This is a genomic window from Shewanella maritima (assembly GCF_004295345.1).
Classification (GTDB): Bacteria; Pseudomonadota; Gammaproteobacteria; order Enterobacterales; family Shewanellaceae; genus Shewanella; species Shewanella maritima.
The window spans coordinates 1,844,314-1,867,727 of record NZ_CP036200.1; the positions used below are offsets into that span (position 1 = coordinate 1,844,314).

Annotated in this window: 13 protein-coding genes and 2 pseudogenes; 10 read left to right on the plus strand and 5 right to left on the minus strand. The window is 42.6% G+C overall.

Translation table 11 applies throughout. The features are described from left to right. Window positions 1-727 precede the first annotated feature (727 nt). From EXU30_RS20895 to EXU30_RS07940, 6 genes are all read left to right on the plus strand, one after another. Entirely contained in the window at window positions 728-781 is a 54-nt protein-coding gene (locus tag EXU30_RS20895) for a hypothetical protein (RefSeq protein WP_423213379.1), read from the plus strand. A gap of 237 nt (window positions 782-1,018) precedes the next feature. Further along, window positions 1,019-1,711 (plus strand): class D sortase, encoded by a 693-nt coding sequence (locus tag EXU30_RS07920; RefSeq protein ID WP_165398988.1) that lies wholly within the window; start codon window positions 1,019-1,021, stop codon window positions 1,709-1,711. 3 nt (window positions 1,712-1,714) lie between these two features. Beyond that, the gene (locus tag EXU30_RS07925) at window positions 1,715-2,236 is read left to right on the plus strand and encodes an LPXTG cell wall anchor domain-containing protein (protein WP_130598941.1); all 522 of its coding nucleotides are present in this window, start codon (window positions 1,715-1,717) and stop codon (window positions 2,234-2,236) included. A 106-nt stretch (window positions 2,237-2,342) separates the two neighbouring features. Continuing rightward, complete coding sequence (locus EXU30_RS07930; protein WP_165398989.1) at window positions 2,343-2,714, plus strand: cystatin domain-containing protein; 372 nt, start codon at window positions 2,343-2,345, stop codon at window positions 2,712-2,714. Window positions 2,715-2,972: 258 nt separating this feature from the next. Continuing rightward, window positions 2,973-3,938: a linear amide C-N hydrolase gene (locus tag EXU30_RS07935; RefSeq protein WP_130598945.1), complete on the plus strand. Its 966-nt coding sequence runs from the start codon at window positions 2,973-2,975 to the stop codon at window positions 3,936-3,938. Window positions 3,939-4,713: 775 nt separating this feature from the next. Beyond that, window positions 4,714-5,391 carry a hypothetical protein gene (locus EXU30_RS07940; RefSeq protein ID WP_130598947.1) on the plus strand — a complete coding sequence of 226 codons (678 nt, stop codon included), beginning with the start codon at window positions 4,714-4,716 and terminating at the stop codon, window positions 5,389-5,391. 454 nt (window positions 5,392-5,845) lie between these two features. Here EXU30_RS07940 and EXU30_RS07945 read toward each other — a convergent pair whose 3' ends face one another. The 5 genes from EXU30_RS07945 to EXU30_RS07965 all read right to left on the minus strand — a co-directional run bounded on the left by EXU30_RS07945 (window position 5,846) and on the right by EXU30_RS07965 (window position 19,612). Next, complete coding sequence (locus EXU30_RS07945; RefSeq protein ID WP_130598949.1) at window positions 5,846-6,493, minus strand: hypothetical protein; 648 nt, start codon at window positions 6,491-6,493, stop codon at window positions 5,846-5,848. Between the two features lie 484 nt (window positions 6,494-6,977). Next, a complete protein-coding gene (locus EXU30_RS07950) occupies window positions 6,978-17,366 on the minus strand; it encodes an Ig-like domain-containing protein (RefSeq protein ID WP_130598951.1) in 10,389 nt (3,462 codons plus the stop codon). A 26-nt stretch (window positions 17,367-17,392) separates the two neighbouring features. After that, complete coding sequence (locus EXU30_RS07955) at window positions 17,393-18,436, minus strand: outer membrane beta-barrel protein (protein WP_130598953.1); 1,044 nt, start codon at window positions 18,434-18,436, stop codon at window positions 17,393-17,395. A gap of 8 nt (window positions 18,437-18,444) precedes the next feature. Further along, entirely contained in the window at window positions 18,445-19,185 is a 741-nt protein-coding gene (locus tag EXU30_RS07960; protein ID WP_130598955.1) for an EAL domain-containing protein, read from the minus strand. Then, window positions 19,172-19,612, minus strand: coding sequence for a winged helix-turn-helix domain-containing protein (locus EXU30_RS07965; protein ID WP_130598957.1), 441 nt, complete (start codon window positions 19,610-19,612; stop codon window positions 19,172-19,174). The genes EXU30_RS07960 and EXU30_RS07965 overlap by 14 nt, the downstream gene beginning before the upstream one ends. A gap of 413 nt (window positions 19,613-20,025) precedes the next feature. Between EXU30_RS07965 and EXU30_RS07970 the strand changes: the two are divergent. The 4 genes and pseudogenes from EXU30_RS07970 to EXU30_RS20530 form a co-directional block, all read left to right on the plus strand. Beyond that, window positions 20,026-20,202 (plus strand): annotated as a pseudogene (locus EXU30_RS07970) (DDE-type integrase/transposase/recombinase); the annotation flags it as partial. Next, window positions 20,201-20,551 (plus strand): annotated as a pseudogene (locus tag EXU30_RS07975) (integrase core domain-containing protein); the annotation flags it as partial. The pseudogenes EXU30_RS07970 and EXU30_RS07975, both read left to right, overlap by 2 nt. A gap of 49 nt (window positions 20,552-20,600) precedes the next feature. Beyond that, on the plus strand, window positions 20,601-20,870 hold the full coding sequence (locus tag EXU30_RS07980) for a hypothetical protein (RefSeq protein WP_130598959.1): 270 nt from the start codon (window positions 20,601-20,603) through the stop codon (window positions 20,868-20,870). A gap of 690 nt (window positions 20,871-21,560) precedes the next feature. Further along, window positions 21,561-23,393, plus strand: a complete 1,833-nt coding sequence (locus EXU30_RS20530; RefSeq protein WP_242620352.1) for a TonB-dependent receptor plug domain-containing protein — start codon at window positions 21,561-21,563, stop codon at window positions 23,391-23,393. Window positions 23,394-23,414: the final 21 nt, after the last annotated feature.

The following is a 23,414-nucleotide window of genomic DNA, read 5'->3' on the forward strand; positions in this document are numbered from 1 at the left end:
ATTAAATTTTATTATTCTAGCTAACACTGTTAGTTCCTTGCGAAAGCCAACTTAATTAGAGCAAAGTAAATAATACGGTAGCTATCACTCATGCTAATAGTTAACAACATGGTTATAGCCAATCATTACTTTACTATGTATTCTATACTGCTCACCTTGATAAAACAGTTAGGGGGCCTCGTTGTTCTCTTTCGTTACCGGTTGAAAACTATGATAGTTTCGCGGATATAGGGTTCCATCAATGACTTTATAAGATAAACCTTGCTGCCTGTTTCTCTTTCTGCCTCTATTATTTCGAATGACAAGCTGTTCTAAAGATTTAACTTTGTCTAAATTTGCTAGTTGCATTGTTTGCAATCCTTATCATGGATTGGCCTAAGCCTATAGACATACCAGTAATTATTGTTATTCACCTTACCTAATAAAGATTATTATCTAATCACTTAGCGTGTCCAGCGGTTTAATGCATTTTAATGTAAAGAAAATATAATACTTCCATTTTATGAGGGGACTAAATGTGAATACACCCCCATGAATTAAAGCTATTAAATCCCGTTAGAATACAGCCAAAAAAACCACAGAATGAGCAAATCACATTCATAACAATGAATGCTTAATCGCCTATGTATCAATCGTTATATGAGGTTACTATGTCTGAAAAGTTTAATCTCTTTAAAGATGTTGCTCATGATTATCGATTTCGATTAAAGGGGCAAATGGTCAGAACATTTTAGCTAGTGAAGGGCACAACACAAAAATCAGTTGCGATAATGGAATTTAACCAATTAAGGCCAACGCGCTTTCTACGTCGATTGGAGACATAACTTAAGTCTATAAGACTGAGAGCTCATCAATCACAGTTAAGTAATTGATGAGCTCTCAACCGAAACCGAAAATAGTACTAACGACTTAAATGTGAATATTGCTCACAAAAATAACAACCAATTATCGTTCATTTTTTGCACAACGTTTATTAGTGTGACATGGTAATGGTACTTCTATGTTATGGCTTAGTGATATGAAACAAATCACGCGAAGATGGACATATCGAACACTTACCTCAGTCTTATATTTGGCGGGGACACTGTGCTTAACCCTATTTGTTTTAGCAAAGCTTCATCAAACTATCGCCAGCGAACTTGCTTTAAATGCAATTGATGAGCGAACAAACGCTCCATTAAAGACGCTGCCTGACACGTCAAAAACACCAAGCTCTCCTTTATCTCAGCTTACACTACCAAAGCCAGACAAGTCTGATTGGTCTTCAGCGCGTAAAACACGTTTTGAAGTTGCAACACTCTCTAAACCTATTGGCAAAATATTGATTGATGAGATTAGCCTTGAAGCTCCTATTTTTGAGGGGGACTCTGAGCTGAATCTTAATAAAGGTGTCGCTAAAGTTTTGCCTGCAAATCACACTAGACATTCTTCTAACCTAGTCATAGCCGGACATCGTGATTCTTTTTTTCGAAGGCTTGGAGTACTTAAAAATGGAGCCATTATTCATATCACAATGGCTGATGGTAAAGAGCATACTTACCAAATGACAAACCACTGGATTGTAAAACCTGAAGACACTTGGGTAATGGCTGAAGTAAGTCAGGATGTACTAACACTCATTACCTGTTATCCGTTTTATTTCGTTGGTAGCGCCCCTGAGCGCTACATTGTACGAGCAGTAAAAAGACTTCCCAACCAAAAACAAGGATGAACAATGAAGAAAGTGCATACAATAGCATTACTTACTACGATGCTGAGTTTACCTGCCATGGCCAACACTAAGTGTGATGATGTTTCCTGGCATCAGGATGTCCTCGCTAAGTACCCAAGTATTGCAAATGCTTGTCAAGCTGTCGTGGAAAAAGACGGTCAGGAATTTGTAAAATTAAATGCCGAATTTATTCGTTACCACGAACCTCATAAAGTACAGTTAGCGTTCTTTGAGCGTGATGGCACTAAAGAGCGTCAAACGATTGCAGTAAAGCACGATGCTAAAGTCGATGCCGGTGGTAACAAAGTCGGGTGGGATGCCTTACCAAAAGGATATAAACTCGAATTTTACATACCGAGTGACCGATTTGAGGTTCATGAAGTGGTCAATGTCACACCACCTCCTCATTTAACGCAAACAGCTGCTCTTCCTAAAACAGCCTCTTGGTTACCGGCCCTTGGTGCGCTGGGTATGACGCTAATAGGAGTAGGTGGATTCATCTCAAGACGTTATCGCCGCCAATAGCATTTTCTAACTCATATGCCAGAGGCATGTTTTCATCCCCATGAAAGTGTGCCTCGCGTTGGTCACTCATACTTTGAAATATCGACTAAAAGCTAAAGGAGTAACAATGAAAATAACTCTGATAATAATGATGTTGCTTGCAATCATTACTGGTTGCACAACCTCTTCAACATCAAAAGATATAGTGATGAAAAAGAATAACCTCATTTGCAATAATCAAAATCTTGCTGGCGGCTGGTCTAAAACCCAAATGACTCCCGAGTCAAATCAAGCGCTAGACTTTGCAATAGCCTCAATGAATACAAAGCAAAAGCTAGCTTATGTTACATCGGTTTACAGTCAAACCGTGAACGGAGTAAATTACGCGATAGAATTTGAAATGGAAGACAGCAAAATCTATCACGCTATTGTTTATCGTGCTCTATCGGGCGATATGACACTAACACAGCCTGCTCAACATGGAAACATTTGCTCTTAAAGCAACAACAATCGGATTACACACATCCACTTTTGTTAGATGGATTGTGGGATCCCGATAAATGTTGCTTTGCAAAAGCATTGGCAATTTAGCCAAGAATTCCCTCCCCTACATGGACTATGAAGATAAGGATGGACTTATGAGATGTAAGACATTATTGCTTACCTGTTTACTTACAATTACCCCTGTTGCAATTGCGTGCACTAGTTTTGTGTTAGAAACAGTTGACGGGAAACCTATATATGGAAGGACATTGGAATGGGGGCATTCGATCTTAAATCTGAGTTGCTTGTTGTACCACGCGGACAACAAGTAACGTCAAGCCTAAGCAATAGCAAAGACGGCATGACATGGACAAACCAATACGGTTATGTCGCTATGAACGGCCTAAATCAGCCATTTGTTTTTGATGGAATGAATGAAAAAGGTTTAGTAGTGGGTACCCTGTATTTCCCTGGATTTGCAAACTACCAAGTCTTTGAGACTCAAAAACAAAGTAAATCTATCAATAACATCGACCTCTCTGCTTACATTCTTGGCAACACCAAGACAGTAGATGAAGTAAAATCTATCTTGCAAAAGATCAAAGTTGTCAGAAATGAGGATCTTGAAAAAGCAATTGGTACCCCAACTGATCTCCACCATGTGTTTACTGATATTAATGGTGACTCGATTGTTGTGGAATACACCAATGGCGAACTACAAATTTATGATAATAGTGTCGGTGTTATGACTAACTCACCCGGTTATGATTGGCATCTGTTGAATATTAGAAACCATATCCAGCTAGGTGCATTTGCCCATGTCACATCGAGGACTATCAATGGAATTGAATTCAAGCCTCTTGGCCAAGGGAGTGGCATGACAGGCTTACCAGGAGATTCAACACCACCATCACGATTTATTCGTGCTCTGGCTTTTAAAGCAAGTGTTGTTGAGCTTAAGTCAGTTGAGCAGGGTGTCAACGAAGCATCTAGAATATTAAATAACTTCGATATACCGCGAGGATCGTCACGTGAAGAAGTCGGGAACAAAGTTTTTATGGACTATACTCAATGGTCTGTCATCGCCAACCCTGAGAGGCTACAGTATTTCTGGTGGACGGAGCACAATAGACGAATGAGAATGATCGATCTTAATAAAATTGATTTTGCAAAAAAAGAGGTGGTGGCAATACCTTTAGATAAAGAGAAAATCGAAGATATTCAAGAAATCACTCTTTGATTCACTAGCTAGCTCTGCTACAGAACGACACAGTTTAATCAAAATGCCCGAAAAACTTTATCGGGCATTTTGTGCTTAAAGACTAAGTAAGTCCCCTACTAAGAGGGAATTCAGAACTATTTTGAGCCGACTTTACAACAGGGACATCGAGGTGGTCAGCGCGACTATTAGGCACAATTCGTCATCAATTTGTGTATCATTAAACTCACTCTTTACCGATGAGCAACTCTCGATTATCACTCTATCACCTTTTCAACATATCTCTAAAGAGCACACTCAGCTATCTCAAATTATCAATATTAATCTTTTATAATTAACAGTTGTAACTGGGACATTGTAAGGTTGCCTTGTTGCTTACTCACACTCTTGAAGTCTACCTTCGAGCTTCAAATGCAGGGATAGTGTAGGCAACTGGCCCATCAATATGATGGCGAAACTTAATGGACAGACACGTAAGCCAATACTTAAGTGTGTCATATAGCTTGTCCCCTGCTCGTTCCTAGCGAGCAGGTCTTTTATTCCAAACTTAATAAAAGTGTTTAATACGAACACATTCAAATCTTAATAAAGTCAAATAATCTTTTTTAACACCGGTTAAACCTTTGGTGCAGTAAAATCAACTCTAGAATCAGATTATCCCAAGCTTTCTTGGACACACACAGCTAAAACTGCATTTGGCTACTAACTAATGGTTAAAAAGAGGGGACGACTCTTTTATCACTCCTGCAAGGCGATTTCAGGGCAGGTAAATTGATTATTGGCAAGGGAGCATGGAATGCTATCAGATCTATACCTACAGGGCTTAGTCGCCACACTTTCGTTATTTTGTACCTTAAGCATTCTGTATTCACTCAGAGGCACCCCACTTCACTTTCAGTCTCCTATAAACTTAAAACTAGGTGTAGTTTTCGCCAAGTACTTGCTTTTTCTGCGCGTCGTAATTGTGTTTTGGTGCGTATTAGTTCCTATCTGTATTTTGTTTAGCAACGCGATAACTGTTGGGGAGCTTATACTAATATTAGGGGTAACTCCGACCATTACAGCGCTGATGATCGCCCCTGAGTTAAGTCTTTTTTGCAATTCAAAGCTAGTAGTGGCCACGCCTTTATACAATTCTATTGTCCAGATTCATTTAAAAAAACCATACCAAGTATTTGATAAAGCGACCTATCAAGAACTGCTCACCTTGGTTGAAATTCTGCCTCAATATGGAATTACTGCTATACGCCTAAAGTCCCCAATGTTCTATGACGCAAGTGGGGACTTAAGGAGTATGAATGGGCTAAAAAAAGCACTCAAAAAGCGCCACGCTAACTTTAGCCATTATCCATTAAGTACGTTTGATTGCTTACTGGGTAAATTAGGGATGCTGATTTATTGCAAACATCATAGTAATAAACCTTTAAATATCAATAAGTGGCACTGCATTAACATTACACTACCGACAACATGAGATTTGATTATGACTAAATCATGGCGCACCTTTAAACAAGACGAACAGGACACCCCTACTCCCAAGCAAAAAAAATACATTGCGGATACTTCTCAACGAAGAAACGCGGTCCGCCTTAGTTTGGATGACATTATGGAACAACGGCGGTTTAAGCAGGAACTTGCCGATTTAGGGATCACTTTTGGAAAGTGATCTAGCAAATCTAGAATACTCAATTTATCTCACGAGTAACGTCACGACATTATTAGCTTTGTCTATTGCTATAAATGCAGGGCTCACACCAATCATAGGCATCATTCGACCCTGTTCAGTAAAAGAGCTAATAACGGGAGTTCCTCAACAATCTAACCTATGTATTCATTGTGTGTGCGCCGATTCAATGACTAAATGATCACCTTAGCTCATTCAATAGGTTAGCGTGCGTTAAGGGGTGACATCAGAAGAAACTAACCACCTAATGTGAAAGTTCTTCCAAAACAGCCCCATAACCTAACAGAAGTAAGTGTGTAGGAATGAGGTAACCAAGCCAGTCATAATTTTTGTTATGGAGCTTAACTCGCGCATACTTCCGTCCCCCTGTAGAAATAAGAGTGGGGTCTAGGTGTTCAACAACTAAGTTATTTGAAGGGTCCCCATAAAGCCTTACAAAGGTGTATTTGGGGATCTTCGAAAACCCTAAAGCTGTCTCTATCACTGTTTTTACAAAAGATAAAAACACGGACTTTTTTGAAGAATGGAAAGAAGATAGAAACAAAACATCTTCTTTTTCATGATTCTCTACGGCAGTTAGTATTGGGTTAACAACGTTGTAGTGCATTTGCTCAAAATAGTCTTGAAGCTTCAAAGGACTGATAAGATGAAAAGCAAGCTGCCCATATAGTCTTTCATTTTGTTGGGCAATGAATGCAAAATTTCTTGAACTATCTTGAAATAGTTTTTCAATATTTATTTGTATATGCTCATCTAGATTATCATATATCTTTGCTTGCAGTGCTTTCGCATCTTCAGGGAAGTCATCATAATCTGATACATCGACAATTGGAATATGTCCCTCAATAAGCGAGTCATAGCAATTATCAACGCCTTCAAAACGCCCCCCCATCGCAAGCTAAGCAATTTTTTAAAACTCTGCGAAAAAACAATAGAACTGGCACATAATTCAGCTAATTCAGTGTTTGCTTTCAATAAAAGTAATATTTGTGCTTGCTTCTTTAATGGTGGACTGACCTTACCCGATTCCCACCGATGGAAGGACACTGAGGTTAAACGTTCATATTCAGGCTGTCGCTGCAACAGTTCAACGAACTCTTCCTGTGTAGCACCGACTCTAGAGCGAAACGACTTCAAAAGAATGTCAAACGTTACTAGCATTAGTATGAAGGTATTTTACGAACCGTAAAGTTAGATTAAGTGCTCATTAACATTATTGCAACGAAAATCTAAAAAGACTGTAGAGCACTAAGCTAAACAGCGCATAAAAGCGAATAGATGAATAGTATCCTGCAAGAGTTTATGAGAAAGCGGCAGCTTAGTTAAACTAAACTGCCGCTACATATTTCAAAAATACTCGCTCGACTCTGTCACAGCTAATTCGAAGTTATTGATTCTGAGTTAAAGCTGCTATGAGTATAAACAAGCCCGCTAGAAATAGGGGTTATCATTTTTGACACGCCATCTTTAAATATCACTAACGCACCTTGACTACTAGAGTAGATTTTGACAACATTTTTAACTTCATCAAGAATATCTACTGTGCCAGAATACGAGCCATAATAGTATGTGCCATTAGCTTGAACAAACATGGTTGCAACTCTACGGTTGTTACCAAAAGAGATGACTTCTTCAATAGGACCATACATATTCAATTTGTCTATCGTTGAACTTGGGTGATCATCTACATAACTCTCTAATTTTCCGTCAGATTTTATACCTACAAAGCCCCATTGATTTAAGTGAACAAGTGTTTTCAGGTCATTTATTTCGTCAGGTCCACCGTTTGATAAATTCAAAAAACGTCCATCCTCTAGTTCAATTATTGGATAATCCACCCACCACGTTTCGTTACAATGCAACTTCGCAACTCCATTAATCGAACTATTTAGATATGCATTAATCCTATTTAGGTACGTACTATAGATGTTATTAGTGTTAAGTTGTATCCCAGTAATAACAATGGTGCCATCTTCCATCAACACTATTGCGCCATCGTCAAGTGGGCAAACATCAATGAAATCTCCAGAGTCTAGAAGGCTCTGAATTGCTGACGAAGGCGCTCCTGCACTTGGCCCTATGAATCTAGCGGTATTGTCGTAATGTTTTATTAAGAAGCCATAGATATTCAGTGAATATATGTCTTTTACATTTGTATAATGTTCTCCTTCGCCTTTGAAACCTGTATCCATATAGTCGCGCCCCCAGATCCAAACACTGTCATCATTTAAAGTAGCAGCATAACCATATTGATTTGATTTTATATCAATGATTGGGTTTGTAATATTAGTTTTTAGAGTACTTAAGTCCCCATCTGATAGACGACTAATTGTCGGGTTGATAGAGTTGCCAGTCAAGGTTAGCCACTCATCAACTAGCCCTCCACTTCCGTTAACCAAAACAAAGCCTCTGTAGTTATTTGAATAAATTTCAATATCACTAACGTTCAGTAGTGATTTCATACTCGCATCAATGCTATTACCGTTACTTCCCATATAGCCAAAGAAACCATTATTGTTTGTTTCAGCTAAAACATCCTTCTGCATGGGTGTGTACCAGAAACGTTTTAGAACTTTATGGCTAGAATTTAAGTAGTCGACAAGCCTTTTAATATTTGTAGTATTGATGCTTTCGTTAAGTGTTTGATATACGCCCGCAACTTCAAAAATAATAGCGTTGTCGTAGTTTATATCATTGGCATCGGGCTCAGCTTCAAGCACTCGTATTAACTCGGGAGGCTCATATGTTCTAATGATATTTTCATTTACTTCATCATGACTCGCAATCAAACGAACCGCCTTCCCGTACTCTTCAACACTAGGCGCAAAAGTATCTTGCTTGTATACATTGTCCCCAGCAGATGTGCTGATATCAAAATGACCATCCTCATTCATATCTACAATCCACACGTAATCAAAATCTTGATGAGTACAATATGAACAATAAGCCTCTGCCTCAGGAATAGATTCGCCTTTTTGTAGGTATGAGTCACTGCCATACCAAAGCCCACTCTTACCAAGTGTCACATACCTAATGAGCACTGACGCCTCTTTCGTCATACCATTAAAAGATACACGGAACCGACCATTACCTTGTGCCGATGCTGTTAATACGCCACTATTCCACTCTAGACCTGAGTCAGTATAGGGCTCAGCAGTTAATGCTGATGAACTGCGGACATCAGTATCCACACCAAGTCGTGAGACCGTTTTGGCAGTAAAATCTACTGTATCGCCGACTAAAACTTCAGCGCTAACAACTGTCACAACAAAGTCATCGATTGGGTCAACTAAGGTAACGGTTGTTGTTACCTCTTTCCCATCAAAGTGTGCCGTGATGTCAGTATCTCCAGCTTTTAGTCCATAAGCTTGACCGCCCACAACCACCACTTCAGATAAATCTGTCTCCCAAATCACTTTATCGGTAACATTTTCAAAACCAGCAGGATCATCTTCATAGGTCGCATTAACTCTCACAGAGGTAAGTTCATGAACACTAAACGAAGCAGTGGTAATCATTGTTAGGCTAGAGAGTTTTCTCTCTTTAACAAATACAATGGCGGTATCACATTTGCCGCTGTGACAGCCTTCAATTTGTGCAGTCCCTTCTGCTTCAGCTGTAACAACACCCGTATTTGACACTGTCGCAACACTGGCATTAAGTGAGCGCCAACTAGTTGCTGCTATTGGTTTTGTGTCACCATTAGTATCGTCATAAGTCATCGTCAGCAGTTGTGTTAAGCCTTTGTGTATTTCAACCACACCAGGTTCAACTTTGACGCTTTCAAGCTGTGCTGAACTAACACCAACAGGAAGTAATTTAGATACAACTGTATTGGTACCATCAGACCATGACACTGATATATTTGCGATCCCGGTTGCGTTAGCCTTGACTTTGCCAGTCGTTCCTAACCAGCTCACTGCAGTATCATTATCAGAGTCAAAAGCAAATCCAGTAGCAGAAGTTTCACATTCAAGAACTTGCTCATCTGAGTATAAACAAAGCACCGGAACTTCAACTTCTTGACCCAATGCCAGCAACATAGGCACGTTATAATTTAACTGAATATCCAAAAGTTTTAGCGCTGTGATGTCTAACGTACTTGTGACAGACTCTGAGCCTACTGTTGCTTTGACAACAACGTCACCTTCACCATTTGCTTTCACTAGCCCTTTTTGGCTTTCTAAGGTCGCTAATGATGTCGAGTTACCTGAAGCATCTTGGAGCTCCCAAGTCGCAAGCTCAGTCAAATCTTTTGGTATACCGTTTGAGTACTCACCCCATACAGTAAATTGCTGACTTTGCCCCACTGCAATAGATGGTGCGCTCGGGTTAATTGTTAACCCTGTCAGCGTGGCAGCCGTTACTTCAGCAAACTCTTCATTACTTGGTTTACCGCCATATGTCGCATAAACCTTAGCTTCGCCTTCTTTCAGTGCATGCCAAATGCCATCACCATCAACAAAACCTATCAAATCAGTTGTATTTTGAGGCTCTACTATCCATTTAACAAATTTCGCAGCATCCGCATCAAATGTGCCATCAGTGTAATACACCATTGCATATAGCTGTGCTTCAGCTCCCTCTGGTAAGCTAGCTGCTGAGGTGCCCCCTGCCGAAAGCTCAATGTGAATGCTTTCAACAAGCTTGTCTGCCATCACGTTAAGTGTTGCCACATCAGTTAGCGTATCCTTATGTGCAGTGATTTCGGCGTGTCCAACGCCTGTAGCAGTTGCAAGACCGGTATTGTTTTCAATTGTAGCTACACTACTTGGATTGTTCGAAATCCATGTAACTTGATTGGTGATATCAACTTCATCACCGTTGTCAAATGTCCCCATTGCTTTGTATTGCAGGTTATGACCAACATGAATGGTTGTGTCTTTCGGCTCAACCGAAATACTGAGCAAGCTAGCGGCAGTAACCTTAACGAGCTTAATGTCTTTCTCTCCACCAAAATTCACATGAACATTTACATCGCCTGCTGCTTTACCATAAACATGGTTTTTGAAGTCAACGTCTGTAAATGTTGCAACATCTGTGTTGGTAGAGAGCCATGATGCTGCTGATGAAATATCAATCTCAGAGCCATCACTCATGTGAGCAACTGCACGTAAAGGCACGGTTAACCCTTGAACAAACGTTCTATCAGCGTCTGAAGTGGTGATTTCGACACTATCGACTGTTGCAGATGGAACGTTAATTATTGGTTTGTTAAGCGACGTCAATATTGTCGTGCCTGTTCCATCTACGTCATATTCGCCGAAAATAGTTGTAGAGCCTGGCTTATTGGCCGTGTATGTTTGGCTGGTTGCTTGAGTGTTGTTAACTACTTCACCATCATTAGTGATAAAGTACATATCACCAGATAAAGACTCCTGTAATGTGCCATCTGACATGACACCAATAAGTTTAACTTTGAGGGTTGTACCACTAAGCATGATCTTCGCACTTAATGGCGTCGTCTCTCCGTCTTCAACTAAAATCACCCCAGATAAAGTTGCCGCCGTGGTGTTAATCACCGCCGTCGCTGTCACCGATGTGTCCGCCGTCAATGTCGCCTGAATCGTGATTGCCTTACCCGATGCCGTTGCTGTCACCTTATGACCATCAATGGTGACGTCCTTGTCTTTCGAACTCCCTGCAATCGATAGCGGTGCAGCAGATGCATCCAAAATACTGGTCGTGTTGTCACTGTAAACACCCGCCACTGTGTAGTATTGGCTTTGATCTTTACCTAATGTGATATTACCCGGCACTAACTGAATACTATCCAGCGTTTTGTTCGTCACGCTCAGCGCAACTTGACTACTTGGCACACCACCAAAGCTTGCCTTGATTTTAGTGTCACCGACCGCTTCACCACGGATATAACCACCCGTCACCAACGCCACGTCTTTGTCTTCAACATCCCAAATCGCATTTGCTGTCACATCAACCGGCACTCCTGGCGCGCTCGTATAATATGCATTAGCAACGGCTGATGTAGATTGGCCCACTGCCAGTGTGCTTTGCGCTAACACCACTTCAACACGTGCCACCGAACCTGATAGCACTGACACGTTCGCCGTATCAAATTTACTGCTATCACTGTTAAGCGTAGCGGTCACTACCGCATCACCCGCACTCGATACCGTCAGCTCACCATTGACTATGGTCGCGGTTGCATCGCCGCTCACAACCCAGCTCAAATCATGCGCGCCTAATTGCGCCGTTTGACCACTCGCATAATGCGCCGTTGCACTGAACACCTGGGTGTCATCCACGTTCATGGTCACCACTTTCGGACTAATGCTGATACGCTCTAACGCCACCACCATCACATTCACGTCCGCAAAGGCTTCCTGGCCACCAAAGCTCGCCTTAATGCGGGCATTCGACACACCCGCTTTACCGATAAGCACATTGCTCACCGTTGAGTCAAAGGCTATCTCACTCGCGCCACCTTCAACCGTCAGTGTCGCTGCATTGCTCACATCGGCTGTGGTGTTATCTGACATCAAGGCCTCAACCTTAATTGCTTTACTGCTGCCAAGCAGGAGGTTAATTGGATCAGGCGAAATACTTAGACTTGAGATACTCGCGCCCGATACCTTCACCGCCACCGACTGGCTGTCAAAATCAACGACTCCATCACCATCTGCATCATAATGAGCAAATAGCGTGGCATCACCTGCATCATTGGCTTTGATATTGGTATCATCCCAGCTTGCTGCATGCGCATTTGTCGTGGTGTAAGTGATATTGCTGGCATCAAGCTCTAACACGCTGCCGTCAGTCATCAAACCGTACACGCGTGTCGCTAGCTCACCACCTTTTACTAGTGTTAGCGTTGCTGGTAACGGTTGGTTCTCACCCGCATTCGATAGGATAATTTGATCTAACGTTGCCGCCGTGGTGTTAATCACCGCCGTCGATGTCACCGACGTGTCCGCCGTTAATGTCGCCTGAATCGTGATTGCCTTACCCGATGCCGTTGCTGTCACCTTATGACCATCAATGGTGACGTCCTTGTCTTTCGAACTCCCTGCAATCGATAGCGGTGCAGCAGATGCATCCAAAATACTGGTCGTGTTGTCACTGTAAACACCCGCCACTGTGTAGTATTGGCTTTGATCTTTACCTAATGTGATATTACCCGGCACTAACTGAATACTATCCAGCGTTTTGTTCGTCACGCTCAGCGCAACTTGACTACTTGGCACACCACCAAAGCTTGCCTTGATTTTAGTGTCACCGACCGCTTCACCACGGATATAACCACCCGTCACCAACGCCACGTCTTTGTCTTCAACATCCCAAATCGCATTTGCTGTCACATCAACCGGCACTCCTGGCGCGCTCGTATAATATGCATTAGCAACGGCTGATGTAGATTGGCCCACTGCAAGTGTGCTTTGCGCTAACACCACTTCAACACGTGCCACCGAACCTGATAGCACTGACACGTTCGCCGTATCAAATTTACTGCTATCACTGTTAAGCGTGGCGGTCACTACCGCATCACCCGCACTCGATACTGTCAGCTCACCATTGACTATGGTCGCGGTTGCATCGCCGCTCACAACCCAGCTCAAATCATGCGCTCCTAATTGCGCCGTTTGACCACTCGCATAATGCGCCGTTGCACTGAACACCTGGGTGTCATCCACGTTCATGGTCACCACTTTCGGACTAATGCTGATACGCTCTAACGCCACCACCATCACATTCACGTCCGCAAAGGCTTCCTGACCTCCAAAGCTCGCCTTAATGCGGGCATTCGACACACCCGCTTTACCGATAAGCACATTGCTCACCGTTGAGTCAAAGGCTATCTCACTCGCGCCACCTTCAACCGTCAGTGTCGCTGCATTGCTCACATCGGCTGTGGTGTTATCTGACATCAAGGCCTCAACCTTAATTGCTTTACTGCTGCCAAGCAGGAGGTTAATTGGATCAGGCGAAATACTTAGACTTGAGATACTCGCGCCCGATACCTTCACCGCCACCGACTGGCTGTCAAAATCAACGACTCCATCACCATCTGCATCATAATGAGCAAATAGCGTGGCATCACCTGCATCATTGGCTTTGATATTGGTATCATCCCAGCTTGCTGCATGCGCATTTGTCGTGGTGTAAGTGATATTGCTGGCATCAAGCTCTAACACGCTGCCGTCAGTCATCAAACCGTACACGCGTGTCGCTAGCTCACCACCTTTTACTAGTGTTAGCGTTGCTGGTAACGGTTGGTTCTCACCCGCATTCGATAGGATAATTTGATCTAACGTTGCCGCCGTGGTGTTAATCACCGCCGTCGATGTCACCGACGTGTCCGCCGTTAATGTCGCCTGAATCGTGATTGCCTTACCCGATGCCGTTGCTGTCACCTTATGACCATCAATGGTGACGTCCTTGTCTTTCGAACTCCCTGCAATCGATAGCGGTGCAGCAGATGCATCCAAAATACTGGTCGTGTTGTCACTGTAAACACCCGCCACTGTGTAGTATTGGCTTTGATCTTTACCTAATGTGATATTACCCGGCACTAACTGAATACTATCCAGCGTTTTGTTCGTCACGCTCAGCGCAACTTGACTACTTGGCACACCACCAAAGCTTGCCTTGATTTTAGTGTCACCGACCGCTTCACCACGGATATAACCACCCGTCACCAACGCCACGTCTTTGTCTTCAACATCCCAAATCGCATTTGCTGTCACATCAACCGGCACTCCTGGCGCGCTCGTATAATATGCATTAGCAACGGCTGATGTAGATTGGCCCACTGCCAGTGTGCTTTGCGCTAACACCACTTCAACACGTGCCACCGAACCTGATAGCACTGACACGTTCGCCGTATCAAATTTACTGCTATCACTGTTAAGCGTAGCGGTCACTACCGCATCACCCGCACTCGATACCGTCAGCTCACCATTGACTATGGTCGCGGTTGCATCGCCGCTCACAACCCAGCTCAAATCATGCGCGCCTAATTGCGCCGTTTGACCACTCGCATAATGCGCCGTTGCACTGAACACCTGGGTGTCATCCACGTTCATGGTCACCACTTTCGGACTAATGCTGATACGCTCTAACGCCACCACCATCACATTCACGTCCGCAAAGGCTTCCTGGCCACCAAAGCTCGCCTTAATGCGGGCATTCGACACACCCGCTTTACCGATAAGCACATTGCTCACCGTTGAGTCAAAGGCTATCTCACTCGCGCCACCTTCAACCGTCAGTGTCGCTGCATTGCTCACATCGGCTGTGGTGTTATCTGACATCAAGGCCTCAACCTTAATTGCTTTACTGCTGCCAAGCAGGAGGTTAATTGGATCAGGCGAAATACTTAGACTTGAGATACTCGCGCCCGATACCTTCACCGCCACCGACTGGCTGTCAAAATCAACGACTCCATCACCATCTGCATCATAATGAGCAAATAGCGTGGCATCACCTGCATCATTGGCTTTGATATTGGTATCATCCCAGCTTGCTGCATGCGCATTTGTCGTGGTGTAAGTGATATTGCTGGCATCAAGCTCTAACACGCTGCCGTCAGTCATCAAACCGTACACGCGTGTCGCTAGCTCACCACCTTTTACTAGTGTTAGCGTTGCTGGTAACGGTTGGTTCTCACCCGCATTCGATAGGATAATTTGATCTAACGTTGCCGCCGTGGTGTTAATCACCGCCGTCGATGTCACCGACGTGTCCGCCGTTAATGTCGCCTGAATCGTGATTGCCTTACCCGATGCCGTTGCTGTCACCTTATGACCATCAATGGTGACGTCCTTGTCTTTCGAACTCCCTGCAATCGATAGCGGTGCAGCAGATGCATCCAAAATACTGGTCGTGTTGTCACTGTAAACACCCGCCACTGTGTAGTATTGGCTTTGATCTTTACCTAATGTGATATTACCCGGCACTAACTGAATACTATCCAGCGTTTTGTTCGTCACGCTCAGCGCAACTTGACTACTTGGCACACCACCAAAGCTTGCCTTGATTTTAGTGTCACCGACCGCTTCACCACGGATATAACCACCCGTCACCAACGCCACGTCTTTGTCTTCAACATCCCAAATCGCATTTGCTGTCACATCAACCGGCACTCCTGGCGCGCTCGTATAATATGCATTAGCAACGGCTGATGTAGATTGGCCCACTGCAAGTGTGCTTTGCGCTAACACCACTTCAACACGTGCCACCGAACCTGATAGCACTGACACGTTCGCCGTATCAAATTTACTGCTATCACTGTTAAGCGTGGCGGTCACTACCGCATCACCCGCACTCGATACTGTCAGCTCACCATTGACTATGGTCGCGGTTGCATCGCCGCTCACAACCCAGCTCAAATCATGCGCTCCTAATTGCGCCGTTTGACCACTCGCATAATGCGCCGTTGCACTGAACACCTGGGTGTCATCCACGTTCATGGTCACCACTTTCGGACTAATGCTGATACGCTCTAACGCCACCACCATCACATTCACGTCCGCAAAGGCTTCCTGGCCACCAAAGCTCGCCTTAATGCGGGCATTCGACACACCCGCTTTACCGATAAGCACATTGCTCACCGTTGAGTCAAAGGCTATCTCACTCGCGCCACCTTCAACCGTCAGTGTCGCTGCATTGCTCACATCGGCTGTGGTGTTATCTGACATCAAGGCCTCAACCTTAATTGCTTTACTGCTGCCAAGCAGGAGGTTAATTGGATCAGGCGAAATACTTAGACTTGAGATACTCGCGCCCGATACCTTCACCGCCACCGACTGGCTGTCAAAATCAACGACTCCATCACCATCTGCATCATAATGAGCAAATAGCGTGGCATCACCTGCATCATTGGCTTTGATATTGGTATCATCCCAGCTTGCTGCATGCGCATTTGTCGTGGTGTAAGTGATATTGCTGGCATCAAGCTCTAACACGCTGCCGTCAGTCATCAAACCGTACACGCGTGTCGCTAGCTCACCACCTTTTACTAGTGTTAGCGTTGCTGGTAACGGTTGGTTCTCACCCGCATTCGATAGGATAATTTGATCTAACGTTGCCGCCGTGGTGTTAATCACCGCCGTCGCTGTCACCGATGTGTCCGCCGTTAATGTCGCCTGAACCGTGATTGCCTTACCCGATGCCGTCGCCGTCACCTTATGACCATCAATGGTGACGTCCTTGTCTTTCGAACTCCCTGCAATCGATAGCGGTGCAGCAGATGCATCCAAAATACTGGTCGTGTTGTCACTGTAAATCGCTGTCACTGTGTAATATTGACTAAAACCGTTCGCTATTGAGACTTCAGGTGGCGTCAACTGAAGACGTTCGATCTCTCTTTCTAAAATATTTAGCGTAAGGGGTTGAGAGGAGTAACTAGCCCCATTGCGGGTATACTTAGCCGTTAAAACTAAATCGCTTAACGGTGCAAGCGCTTTAATTCGAATATCGTCGCCACTTTGTAGTAACTCGATGAACGCTTGAGGGTCAATAGATTCACCCTGAGGACGAGAAAAAGTGAGCTCGACCTCTGATGAAGGTGCAACCCCTATCGTTCCATCAGAGTAATAGACCTTGACTGTAACATTACGTTCTTCACCAACAAAAAGACTAACCTCAGAGACTTCATCACCAAGCAGTAACTCAACAGCGTCAATCGTTGGGGCTGGATTACCATCAAGAAAGTTGCGATCACTATCACTACAGCCAACTGACGCTATAGCTAACATGAACAGCAATAATAAAGTTTTTAATGAATACGACAATTGATCACACATAAAGTACACCCTTAATCTTTGTGCAATTATTTACAACTAAACAACAATACATAGTCGACACGACGCTCATATGGGGCGACGTTACCTGGTAATAACGTTTGCTCTCTTTGCGCTCCAAGCGCTTTAACCTCTGCAGTTCCTAATTGCCCACCAAGCGCGCCCTTAATATAATCTTTCACTCGCCCAGCTCTTTTATTAGCAAGCCAAGCGTTATAGCCAGCCTCGCCAACGCCATCGGTATAGCCATAGACTTTAGTGCTGTCCAACTTACAATCGTTTTGGATATACTCTCTCGCCTTATTCAATGCAGCCATTGGATAAGTGATATGAAGTTGCGATGAGTTATTATCAAAATACCAGGAACCAAAAATTTCTCGCTGGACACTAGGGAGCGTTTTTTTTTGCTTTACAGCGTTAACGGCATCCACTTTCGATGTATGACGAGAAAGCTTTCGCACCCTTTTCACCTCTTGAGGCTCAGGGTAGATAACAGGCTTTGCGCTGCTAAAATGATCTTTGTTAGGCACCGAACAGCAAATAAATGAAAAGCTGAGCAAATGCGAATCGGCCTGCCCGACATTGTCTTTACCCAAATTCGGAAAATATTGGTACTCTAGACGCCCCGACCAATCCTCCGATATTGAAAACTGATATCCCGCGCCCAAAATAGGTGAAAAGCCAAAATCATAATTGGTTTCTTCTGTCGGAGTCGTCAAATAACCCGCCCAAGGCGATAGCCCGGCTTTTACAAAAAAGCGATCGGAGTCATCATTATTGAAATTAAAGTGGTATAACGCTGATAACTCACCAACAAAAAAACCACCTTTATTTCCATTTAACTCTTGCGCCTCACCCAAAGAGTACAAGCCAGCCTCAAGTGATATATCTTGATTAATGGGGGTATTAAAGAACAAACCATAAGCAAATGTACTAGGCGAAGTCAGATTATTTTCGTAGTGTTGATAAGCAAGCTTCAACCCCACTTCAATATCAGATTCAGAGGCGAAACAACAGGCAGATATCATCCAGCTCAAAGCGATAATGCTCTGAAGTTTAAGAGTATATTTCATAAGAGATACTACCCTAATGGTGAAAGTTTGATGCGATTGCTTTCGAATAGATATCCCTGATAATAGCTATGATCGATATTTAGAGATTTGAGGCTATGTAACTGATTTACCGTCTCAACACGTTCGAAAACGATGAAGTCAAACTTATTTGAAAAATCATTCCAATGTAGATTTTTAGAAAAGCTTTCTAAACAAATTTCATCTTTTGGAACTTGTAATTTCACGGAGTTAAATAACCTAAGTAAATCCCGGCTTCTATAGTCTCCTTGAGCCCAGTCATAATCATCTGCGCATAAATGAACTAAATGCTTTTTTAAAAACAATAATCCTTGTTCATAAACTCGGCATGGTGCGCATAAGTTTCTCTCAGTTATTTCACAGACAAGCTCCATTCCACGAACTTTTAATAATTCAGAAAATTCAACAATCTTCTTAAGTAATTTAGAATCGCAAAGCTCATAGACTTCAAAGTTTACAAATAAACTTTTCCCTTCCATATCATACTTATAAAAACAGGCGCTTTGCTCAATGAAATAGAACAGTCGGTCCATCAATAGGCCAGCATTAAATAGTCTATCTTTAACACTACCGACGTTATCAATTAACACTTCATAACCAACAACACCATCTTGCCCGTAAATTTCTTCCAACTTATAATCGACACTGGCGTTTAGAAGGTCTTGACCAAGGTGGAGTGCCTGGTTAGTAAAAATACCATTCAGGAGCTGACAATTATCAAACTTGCTCATCTTTACCCTCCAATATCATGTAACCTAAGCCTCGTGCAGTTACTACAACCCACGATGTATCTTTTAGGAGTATTCTTAGCTGATTAACAAGAACAGGAAGACTTCCTCCTCCGACTGGGATCCGCCCCCATATTGCGGACTCAAGATCCGCTTTAGAAATAATCTTTCCTGCATGCTCTAATAGAATACATAAAAGTCGTAATACTTTTACGCTACAAATCTGAGCTTCATCAGCTTCAGGTAAATAGAGTTGAACAGATTCGGAAAAGGCCAAACTACCGCTATTATTGAGCTTTACAGAAAATCCTGCTTGCCAAATTTTTCGGGTCGACTTATCACAATTAATACAATGCGGAGAAGAACAGATCGCTACGCAACTAGATTCAATCATTTTTGAAACACCCTTAAATAAAATCCATAAAATCATAATAACTAATTAACAATCCATAAACTTATTTAGAATTATTAAACATTAAAATGCATCAATCATCGCTATACTACATAAGCAATGGTTAAAGATGATTATCAGATGTAATTTTAATTAACACTAAAATGATAAGTACCAATACACTACAGCTATACCTCACAAAGAAACAAAGGTAGCTCACACTCGCCAAAACAAACCTTATCAAGCAAAACAACACGCAACCCCTACCCAATAATTAACAACAATTATAATTAGCAAGCCGTTGCTTGAACTTATTTGCGACCCCATATTTACTTTAGTTTTATATTCACAAAAATGATGCGATTAGGCTTGTTTCAAAGACTGAGTTAACCCATAGAATTGTTTCTTTTATAATCAACATAAATAGGCAATTCTCATATACCTATGCGGTAGGTTGCCTGAAGAAAGAGGAGAGACAGCATGCGGATGTCAAGCATCGGAAGATGAAGTATCTCAACAATGGTACCGACTCCGATCTCGCTCCGATTAAGAAACTGGTTGAGGTTACCGGTGGCTTCAAAAGGCGAAAACGTACTTGGTCAACGTTACAAGGATTTGAGTCGCTGCGAAGCTATGATGAAAGGCTATAACTTACAGCAATTGCCCAAGGGTTTAGTCTTTCACTCAGATAGAGGCTCGCAATATACCAGCTAGCACTATCGTAAATTACTCACCAATTATTGTATCAGAGCTAGTATGGGAGACGTGGGTGCTTGTCGGTATAATGCCGTTGTTGAGCGGTTCTTCGGTAGCTTGAAGGGTGACTGGTTGTAGAAAGCACCACAACCAACTCGTGAGCAAATGAGAAACGATGTAAACGCGTATATGCGTTATTACAACTTAGACAGGCTTCATACAGCTAATGATGACCTGTCGCCAATTGAGCATGAACTAAATTCCCTAATAACAGTGTCTTGAATTAGTTGCGCGGAACAGTAAAGAAGTGATTGAGGTACTGAGCCTGCATATGAATAGCTTAACGGATAATGCCACTTATTTGGGTGATATCATGATTGGTGGCGCCACAATTGAACCTTTTGAGACCTGTACTTATGAAGTTGAGAGTGTCAATGGATATGAAGGTGTGCTTGTACTGGATGATGAGCAGGTAATTAGCATTAACAAAGGAAAAGGTGATATTCACATCGAAGAGACCGGTAGTGGTTCACTTGGCTTCTTATCACTGCTAGGCTTATTGGGGTTATCGCTAGCACTCAGAAACTCACTGATTAAGTAACGATTTTAAGCGCTCCCTGACCGCGCTTTGGCCTGCTGATGCGTGTTGTTGGCTTTTTTATTCAGCTGAGTAATTAGATTAGTTAATCCCAAATAATCATCCATAACTGGAGAAGCTCTCAGCAAAAGATGTAGATTGTGCTTGTTGTTTTCACTGTCTTGACTCCACTTAACTGTAAAGTAGCTTCATGCGCAGGGATAGTGAAAACAACAAACCTCAATATGTGACAACAACGTCACTACTTTAGCTTGATGGACATAGACGCTCGTCGACACTAAGGTGTGTTAGGCAAGCTCCTTCACCTGCTAGTTTCTAACTAGCAGGTCTTTTTACCTTTTTAGGGGTAAATTAAAACCAAACAACCACTCTTAAGCCCGCGTAAACTCGAGTCACAATAAGCTCTCTCTTGAGTTGTTATCATTTGCCTTTTTATAGCTGAAGCCCCCTCCTTCTCAACACAATCACTAGGCAAATTTTATAAACACTCTTTTACGAATTTGATAAAGATGTAGAAAACCTGCTTTGCTGGTCCAGCCTTAAGTTATGAGTTAATACCGATTTACATGCATTCAAGATTGCTTAATAAATTATTATGAATAATAAATCTTCTTTCTTTGTTGTCACCGTTATGTTGGTAGCGGATATCACACTTATCCAACTAATAATGAAAGCAACAATTAAGGGAAGATAATGATTCAAACTAAATTAGCGAAGTCAATCGCATTGGCGTGTTGTGGCGTATTTTTTACGTCTTATGCTTACTCCAGTGAAGACACAATAGGGACATCGATCGAGCGAATTGAGGTGACAGGTTCAAAAATAAAAAGAATTGGCGAGTTGTCTCCAACACCAGTTACTGTGATATCAGGTGCTGACATGGCACAAATGGGAATAACAAATGTCGCTGACTTGTTAAATAAATTACCTTCATCAACAGTGGGAATTTCTCCTGAAACCTCAAACGGATTTGTATTTGCAGCCGGACTAAACCAAACCAATTTGAGAGGGTTGGGTTCAGATCGTACGTTAGTGCTTGTTAATGGGCGGCGTTTTGTTGCTGGCTCAAATGGTGATTCCGCTGTCGATTTAAATACAATACCAACAGCAATGATCCAACGAATTGAAGTTATAACTGGAGGCGCATCTGCAGTTTACGGCTCAGATGCAATCGCGGGTGTTGTCAATATTATTACTCGCACAAATGTGGATGGTATTGAATTAGATGCAACCTATACTCAGCCACAGCAATCAGGAGGTGAGGAAACTCAATTCTCTTTAACTGCTGGAGGTGATTTTCTAGATGGTCAGCTAACTGCTGTATTCAATGCCACATTTGCTCAGCAAACACAGCTAACTAACTCTGGAAGAAGTTTTTTATCTAACCCTGTAGGCAGTATCTATAACCCAGACTACGACTCAAGCGATCCTAATAGTCCTGCAAAAGTACCATATGAAGGTAGAAAGCCACTATCATGGATTAACGAGGCTGGTACATTTTCGACTAATTCAGGGCAGTATACTTTTGATAGTAATGGTGAGTTAAAGTTATTTGATTACGGCGAAGGCCTAATACCTGGGCCGGGTAATAATTCTAACTACTGTGGCCCCAGCTGTGAAGGGTATGATCCTATCAACTACGGCTTAGTTAGAACGCCGCTCGATAGAAAAGTATTCACTTTGAATACAAGCTACGATATTAATGATGATCATACAGTATTTTCTGAAATAACGTATGTTGATTATCAAACTAATGGAGAGAGCTCTCCTGTATTCCATAGCTCTAATGCAATGTCTATTGATAATGCTTTTTTACCGGAAGATGCTAAAGACGTGTTAATCCAAGATGGATTAGATAGTTTTAATCTAGCGAGAATGGACACTGAGTTTGGCAATAGGTTATATGAGCAAAACCGTAAAACATTTCGTTTTTTGGTCGGACTTGAAGGTGCGTTGACAGATAATTGGGACTACTCAATTCATGCGCAACGTGGTCAGCTAGATGAAACAACGATATGGCGTGGCGAAATATGGTCAGAACGCTACGATCAAGCAAAGGATGCCGTATGGCTAAATGGTGAAATAGCTTGTAGGAGTGCAACAGCAAGAGCAGCTGGTTGCGTTCCATTGAACTTATTTGGTGTAGATCAAGCAAGCCAAGAAGCAATTGACTGGGTAGGAACCCAAGCTGGTCAGACGGCAACGACAACTCAAACTTCGTTTGGAGCAGTATTGAGTGGTGCATTATGGGAGTTACCTGCTGGCTTTGTGTCAACAGCCTTTTCTTTGGATTATAGAAAAGAACAGTCTGAAACTAACCCTGATCAAGCATTGGTCGATGGAACTATTTTTGGCAATACCTCATTACCGATGTCAGGCGAATATGATGTCACTGAAATAGCTGCTGAAGTTAGTATTCCGATCCTAGAAGAACAATTCCTTGTAGATAGCTTAACTCTTGATTTAGCTTATCGCTGGATGGACTATAGTACTACGGGGCCAATGATGCATGGAAAGTCGGGTTAAACTGGTCTCCTACATCAGATC